The 6,008-nt window shown below is 38.3% G+C and carries 7 protein-coding genes; 1 reads left to right on the top strand and 6 read right to left on the bottom strand.

Features of this window, described 5'->3' with window-relative positions; all coding sequences use genetic code 11:
* Positions 1 to 179: 179 nt before the first annotated feature.
* From KS419_RS00955 to KS419_RS00940, 4 genes are all read right to left on the bottom strand, one after another.
* Positions 180 to 1,604, bottom strand: a complete 1,425-nt coding sequence (locus KS419_RS00955; RefSeq protein WP_217064226.1) for a hypothetical protein — start codon at positions 1,602 to 1,604, stop codon at positions 180 to 182.
* Positions 1,605 to 1,854: 250 nt separating this feature from the next.
* Positions 1,855 to 2,145, bottom strand: coding sequence for a hypothetical protein (locus tag KS419_RS00950; protein ID WP_217064225.1), 291 nt, complete (start codon positions 2,143 to 2,145; stop codon positions 1,855 to 1,857).
* Positions 2,146 to 2,272: 127 nt separating this feature from the next.
* Positions 2,273 to 3,046: a GGDEF domain-containing protein gene (locus tag KS419_RS24710; RefSeq protein WP_217064224.1), complete on the bottom strand. Its 774-nt coding sequence runs from the start codon at positions 3,044 to 3,046 to the stop codon at positions 2,273 to 2,275.
* Positions 2,970 to 3,350, bottom strand: a complete 381-nt coding sequence (locus tag KS419_RS00940) for a LytS/YhcK type 5TM receptor domain-containing protein (RefSeq protein ID WP_217064223.1) — start codon at positions 3,348 to 3,350, stop codon at positions 2,970 to 2,972. The genes KS419_RS24710 and KS419_RS00940 overlap by 77 nt, the downstream gene beginning before the upstream one ends.
* 440 nt (positions 3,351 to 3,790) lie before the next feature.
* On the opposite strand from KS419_RS00940, the gene KS419_RS00935 reads away from it, so the two are divergent.
* Positions 3,791 to 5,155, top strand: coding sequence for a glycoside-pentoside-hexuronide (GPH):cation symporter (locus KS419_RS00935; protein WP_217064222.1), 1,365 nt, complete (start codon positions 3,791 to 3,793; stop codon positions 5,153 to 5,155).
* 122 nt (positions 5,156 to 5,277) lie between these two features.
* Here the strand turns inward: KS419_RS00935 and KS419_RS00930 are convergent, their stop codons facing one another.
* Together KS419_RS00930 and KS419_RS00925 are read right to left on the bottom strand one after the other, a co-directional pair.
* On the bottom strand, positions 5,278 to 5,586 hold the full coding sequence (locus KS419_RS00930; protein WP_217064221.1) for a hypothetical protein: 309 nt from the start codon (positions 5,584 to 5,586) through the stop codon (positions 5,278 to 5,280).
* A gap of 136 nt (positions 5,587 to 5,722) precedes the next feature.
* Positions 5,723 to 5,869 (bottom strand): hypothetical protein, encoded by a 147-nt coding sequence (locus KS419_RS00925; RefSeq protein ID WP_217064220.1) that lies wholly within the window; start codon positions 5,867 to 5,869, stop codon positions 5,723 to 5,725.
* Positions 5,870 to 6,008: the final 139 nt, after the last annotated feature.

The following is a 6,008-nucleotide window of genomic DNA, read 5'->3' as shown; positions in this document are numbered from 1 at the left end:
TCGGAGCATTTGCTCGCAGAGGAAGAGACAGTAGTCGTAAATTTCGCTAAAAATCATCCTATTTAAAAAATCAACATTAGCCTTTAACATAGCCATTCCAAAAATAGAGGAAGGGTGTCAAAAACCCTTCCTCTGTTTGAAATGAATTATTTAGACATATGACAATGTATGTCTCTTACTTATCTTTTTATTAGTGTAATTTCTACCCCATTCGATTTTGTCACTTTCAATTCGTCCCCTTCACGTACTATGTTCCATCGCTGATCACTGAAGGAAATTTCAATGCTTGCATCCGTTTCTTCTCTAATTGTAAAGCCATAGCCGAAACCTGATTGACGATTATAAATCATTCCTCCGAATTCATCAAAAGTAATTTCATAGTACAATTCCTCGGGATAATGTTGCCAAACGCCTATAATATTTTTCACATAAGAAGCTTCTAATATTTGGCTATTCTCATCCAGCACTTCCTGCACATCAGATGATATTCCTTCCACAAATGACTCCAATAGTACCGTTAGTGGCCCCATATTCTGATATTCATACAATGGATATTTCCTACTTATATCCCTGTCCCTCTTTGTCAGGAAAGGTTCAACTCCACCAAAATGAGTGACATATCCAGGGAGATCATCGACTGATAACCGTTTTTTACTTAATATCCATCGATCTTCGCTATCCGTAGAAATTTGAAACGCTTGATTTCCCTGATTCCCTTCTCGTGATGGAGTAAGGGCATTCACCTGTTTATCCCGTTCCGTCTCACCTGTTACTCCATGATTCAAGTAAGTATTAACTGTAAAACTATTCACCCATTTATACTTATCTACTAACAGGTTCATTTCAATGACTTTATTCAGAATCGCAGTGCGAACCGTCTCCACATCGGTACTCGATCCCACATAATCCAAATACGTGAACACTTCGTTTCTATAATCGAAAGAATTAAACACGGTTCCTATCAGTATGTCATTGTCCGAAAGGGTTTGGAGCGTTTCTTCCAGATGGGCTACCTGCCTGTCCGTAGCTTCCTGATCACGGTGGCCAAACCGTTCATCTTCAAAGTTAAGATTCAGCGGAAAAACCTCTTCATCAGAAGATCTCACATACGTTTTAGTCACATTTCCAATCATAATCTCGATCGTATCCGTTCCACTCCTCTTTACCAAGATGGAAAAAGGATCGTGTTCTTCCCAATGTAACGACGTATCAATTTCTAACTCCAAAGCGGTACCATTCTCACTATACCTCACAAAATGCAAATAGAGGCGTTCATGATTATCAGAAAAAGCGATGTCTCCTCTTCCATTTTCATAAAAGTAGATGCCCAAACCATCCCGTTCTCCCATCCAAACTCCGGCAATATCTTCAGGAGTGGTTGGGGTAGTTTCCCAGTCCACTGTATCCCCATTTTCCACTTCATCTTCCAAAGTATCCGATTCTTCTTCCAACTTTTCCCTATCACCTGCCAAAACCTCTTCTACTCCTTGCTGTGGAAGGGTTTCTGCTTCCTTTACCGCTTCCTCTTTTTGACCGCAACCCACAATGACATTTGCAAAGAATATTACCAGACAAATTAGATAAATATATTTCCTGTGATTCATAAGGTTCACCTTTCTTTATGGAATATTTGAAAAACTCTATAGTTCATGACGAATAGAATCCAATTCAGCATCTAGGGAATTTTATAGTTCATACCAAAAAAACACCCTAACAATCAAATCAGGCTGTTTTTAGATAATGTCATTTGGCTCTTCCTTTCTTACCTGCTAAAAAGGAACATCTGCCGTTTGCTTTTGTATGAGAATCCAATCCACTAATCACTTTTTTAAAGTGAGCGTGATGATTTTATTTTTAACGGATATGATTTTGCTGATCTTGCTGATCCATGAAGTCGTTCATTTGGCGATCAGATTCTTCCATAAACCTCCTGTTTTCTTCCATTAATATCTGTTGCTGATGGAGTCTTTGCATCTGCTGTTGACTCTTCTTCAATGGATTTATATTCAGGTAGTTCTCTTGATACTTATGCTCCCTTTTAAGGCTCTCATTATTATAGTAATCAGACCCACGGTCATTACTTACCATTTTTATAATAATCCCAAAAACAGCAATAACAATAATTATCGGCAGAAAACCACTCATTCAAAAATCCCTCCATCACTATCAATTTCCCTGTTCAGAAGATTACCAAAAACTCTGATTCTTACAGAATACTATATCATAAGGATTAGTAAAATAGCACTAGTATTTTTATGCTCACTAGTATTTTCTATTCCTTCACTATCACCATATTTCGCCCTGCCTTTTTTGCCTTATATAATGCCTTGTCCGCATCCACGAGCAAATTGTCTGGATCTGCTGTTGTAGTCGGATAATTGGCAACACCTACGGAAACCGTAATGTGAATGATGGTGCCGTCTGATAATTCAAATGAAGTTCCCTCAATGATTGTCCTAAGTTTCTCGCCTACATTAGCGGCATTTTCCAATGGTAAATCCAACAATATCACAGAGAATTCCTCTCCACCGTTTCGTGAAACAATATCATAGGACCTCGTATTACTTTTCAGTAATTCTCCTAGTTTTTTTAGTACAATATCCCCTTCAGGATGACCGTATGTATCATTTACTTTCTTAAAATGATCGATATCAATGAATAAAACCGAAAGTTGCTCTCCCTTATTAATTGCATTAGTCAAAATCACTCCATACATGGAATTAAAGCTTCTATAGTTATTAAGACCCGTTAAGTAATCCACGATAGCCTCCTCTTTATACTTTTTTAAAAGCATATTGGAGGTTCGCAAGTACTCAATTAAATAGAAAGAAGTATATCCGGCAATATAAGTAAGAATCCAATAAATGATTTCCAAAGTCAAAAGTTGATCATAGCCCCTCAGTACAATATTGGCCATAATCGTAATATGCAAATTACAAAAAGTCACCAGAAAAAATACTTTCCAACCTTTAGGGAGTTTTGATGTGGAAATAACTCCAATACAAATACCAACAGCGATAGTTACAAGAACCGCAAAGTAAGTCACAGAACCGGCTCCTAAAAATAGCACCAATAACTAGGATGATCGTGGTAATAATTGTTGGTACCGCACCGCCATAATAAGCTACAATTGCCAGTGGAATAAATCGGAAGTCCACAACCATTTCTCCGATGGGCATACTAAACTCCAAAAGAATGATGCCTAACGTCCCGGCCATTACCCCTGCAAGAACTTTCGTTTTCATAGATGAGGATCGATTTAAAGGGTTATTCTTTGAAATTTGGCTATATACAAACAATAAAGATATTAATATAGAAAGATTAACAAACAACTCTTTTCCAATGTCCATACACTTTCATCCTAACCCAATAATTTTGAAAGGGGAAAGGTAATCTCCAATTCAACATCAGTAAACTCTCGACTCTCTTAAGAGACAATATATGACAAATTTCCCGTTATTACGATAGTACTTTAGAATTAGGAATTTGTATAGAGATGACCCATCATTTTCTTCAGAAAAAAATAGTTTAGTATAAGATCATGAGTGTACCTACCTGTGAAGCACTATAAAAACTATACTGTTTACTGAAGAAATTTAACACCATGGCTAAATCTGTTGAAGGGACCTAGAAACAAGTGTTACTGTTAACTCTATGTTAAAAAGTGAACAAATTTGTTTTGTATCCGCTTAACAACATGATGTCAGTCTTTTTTCAAAGGAACAGGCAGGATTTTTCCAGCTAATCCATTAGGAACTGCAGACATAATAGAACTTAGGAGATGACAACGATGAGCAACATACCTGCACAACCTGCAAACCCTCGAATTGGAATGAGGGAAAAAATTGGCTACGCTTCCGGTGATTTAGCCAGTAACTTAATCTATCAAACAACCTCTATTTATTTGCTATTCTTTTATACAAATATTTATGGTATTTCACCTGGTGCTGCAGCAACGATGTTTCTTGTTGTACGGTTAATAGATGCCATCACAGACCCAATGGTAGGGTCATTGGTAGACAAAACCAATACAAGATTTGGCCGGTTCCGTCCGTACCTTCTCGTTTGGGCCATACCATTTGCAGGTTTAGCATTTCTATGCTTTACGACACCTGATTTTTCCGAGGGCGGTAAGCTCATCTATGCTTACATTACCTATGTCGGACTTTCTATCGTTTATACGTTTGTCAATGTTCCATATGCCGCCTTAACACCTGCGATTACGAATAATAATAATGAAATCGTTAGCCTCACTTCCGTACGAATGATTTTTGCAAACTTAGGTGGTGTGATCGTTGCCTACTTTATACCGTTTCTATCCAACTATTTTGGGGAATTCGCCAGTCCAACTCGAAGCTGGCAAATGACAATGGGAATCATCGGTATAGTCGGTGCATTACTATTGTTATTCTGTTTTTTCAGTACTAAGGAACGAGTTAAACCGATTAATAATGAAAAAGTAAAATTCACAGATATCTTTGAGCAATTTAGAAAAAATCGTCCATTAGTCGTTTTAAGCATTTTCTTTGTCCTAATCTTTGGAGTAAACTCCATCAGTAACTCCATTGGGGTCTATTTTGTAACCTATAATCTAGGGCGCGAAGATCTCGTGGGATTATATACAGTATTAGGATCCTTACCAGCCTTTCTGTGTATCCCTTTAATACCAACCATTAATAGAAAAATAGGGAAAAAGGCACTTTTGAATATATCTCTACTACTGAGTATTATCGGGACCTTATCCCTGTTGCTGATTCCACCGACTATGATCGAACTCATTTTGGTTTCCCGCGTGGTAACAGCAATTGGAACATTAACAGCCGGTGCCTTCATGTGGGCGCTAATTCCAGAAACAGTTGAGTATGGGGAATACGTTACAGGCAAACGCTTGAGCGGATTAATCTATTCCATGATTGGATTCTTCTTCAAATGTGGTATGGCGTTAGGTGGAGCTGTTCCCGGACTCGTATTATCCCAGTCGGGATTTGTGGCAAACCAGGCTCAATCTTCCACTTCCTTAACAGGTATTTTAATCGCTACTGCAGTAATACCGGCTATCATTCTGATTGCGGCAATGGTAAATATCAATTTCTATAGTATTGATGAGAAGAAACGCTCTGAAATTCAAGCTGCCTTGAAGGAACGTGCAGCGTAAAAACAATCGTATTATGAAGCAACTGGAAGATGCCAAGGATGAGGATCCTTGGCCTTTTTCTTATTAGCTGGTTTGTTTAGTACATGTGCGACCTCTACAACACATACTCTCCTTCCAAACATTTACGTAAATGAAAAAAAGAATAAGAGCAAAATATAAAAAATATTCATAACAACAGCAAAAATGGTAGCCAATATATTCATGATGAATGCTGCTAAAACAATGACAGGCACTTTATCATTCTGCGCCTTTGCTATTTTCCTTTGATTATTGGAAATGACCCACCCTGCAATACCGACCACAATGGCCAATGGAAATAATACTAGTAGTAGAAATCCGGAAAAGGTTAGAAATACGGTGACAACACTTAATATATAAGCTATTACTAGTCTCTTAGTAGAGATCATAGGATAACCATTCTCTTCCATCATCAAATGTCCCCCATTCACATATATAACATAAGAATTTTTTGTAATTTAAAAATATCATAGGATCTCTATTAACACCACTTAAACCAATCTAGTGTATAGTAGGTTAATCAATTCACTGCCTAAAAGTATACTATCATTAAGAAAAGCGCAAGCGCCTATGGTCACGAGCGTAGGGCAGTGCCTCTTCCTCTACAAGCATCGCTCTGGAGTATATCCGTCCATCGGGCAGGACGCCACGTCCTGTGGCATGCCCGATATTAGGACGTCCTGTCCGTTGAGGCAACTCGAAGCTAACTCGAAGGGTCAGCATCGCTCGCGTGCTGCCACTGAAGTAAACGCTCGTTGGACAGCGAATTCGAAGAAGTAGTAGAAGTCCGCTCTTTGACTTCGGTTGTCACTTCCGAAGTGCCCCGCAGCGAGTA

The sequence above is a fragment of the Evansella tamaricis genome (genome assembly GCF_019042215.1).
GTDB classification, from domain to species: domain Bacteria; phylum Bacillota; class Bacilli; order Bacillales; family Salisediminibacteriaceae; genus Evansella; species Evansella tamaricis.
The sequence above is the reverse complement of the archived record's forward strand: the minus strand, read 5'-3'. Positions and strand labels throughout refer to the sequence as shown.

Bases quoted from the DNA above. Each gene is read 5' to 3' on its own strand.
- KS419_RS00930 (WP_217064221.1), bottom strand. From the start codon at position 5,586: ATGATGGAAGAGAATGGTTATCCTATGATCTCTACTAAGAGACTAGTA.
- KS419_RS00955 (WP_217064226.1), bottom strand. From the start codon at position 1,604: ATGAATCACAGGAAATATATTTATCTAATTTGTCTGGTAATATTCTTT.
- KS419_RS00935 (WP_217064222.1), top strand. From the start codon at position 3,791: ATGAGCAACATACCTGCACAACCTGCAAACCCTCGAATTGGAATGAGG.
- KS419_RS00940 (WP_217064223.1), bottom strand. From the start codon at position 3,350: ATGGACATTGGAAAAGAGTTGTTTGTTAATCTTTCTATATTAATATCT.
- KS419_RS00950 (WP_217064225.1), bottom strand. From the start codon at position 2,145: ATGAGTGGTTTTCTGCCGATAATTATTGTTATTGCTGTTTTTGGGATT.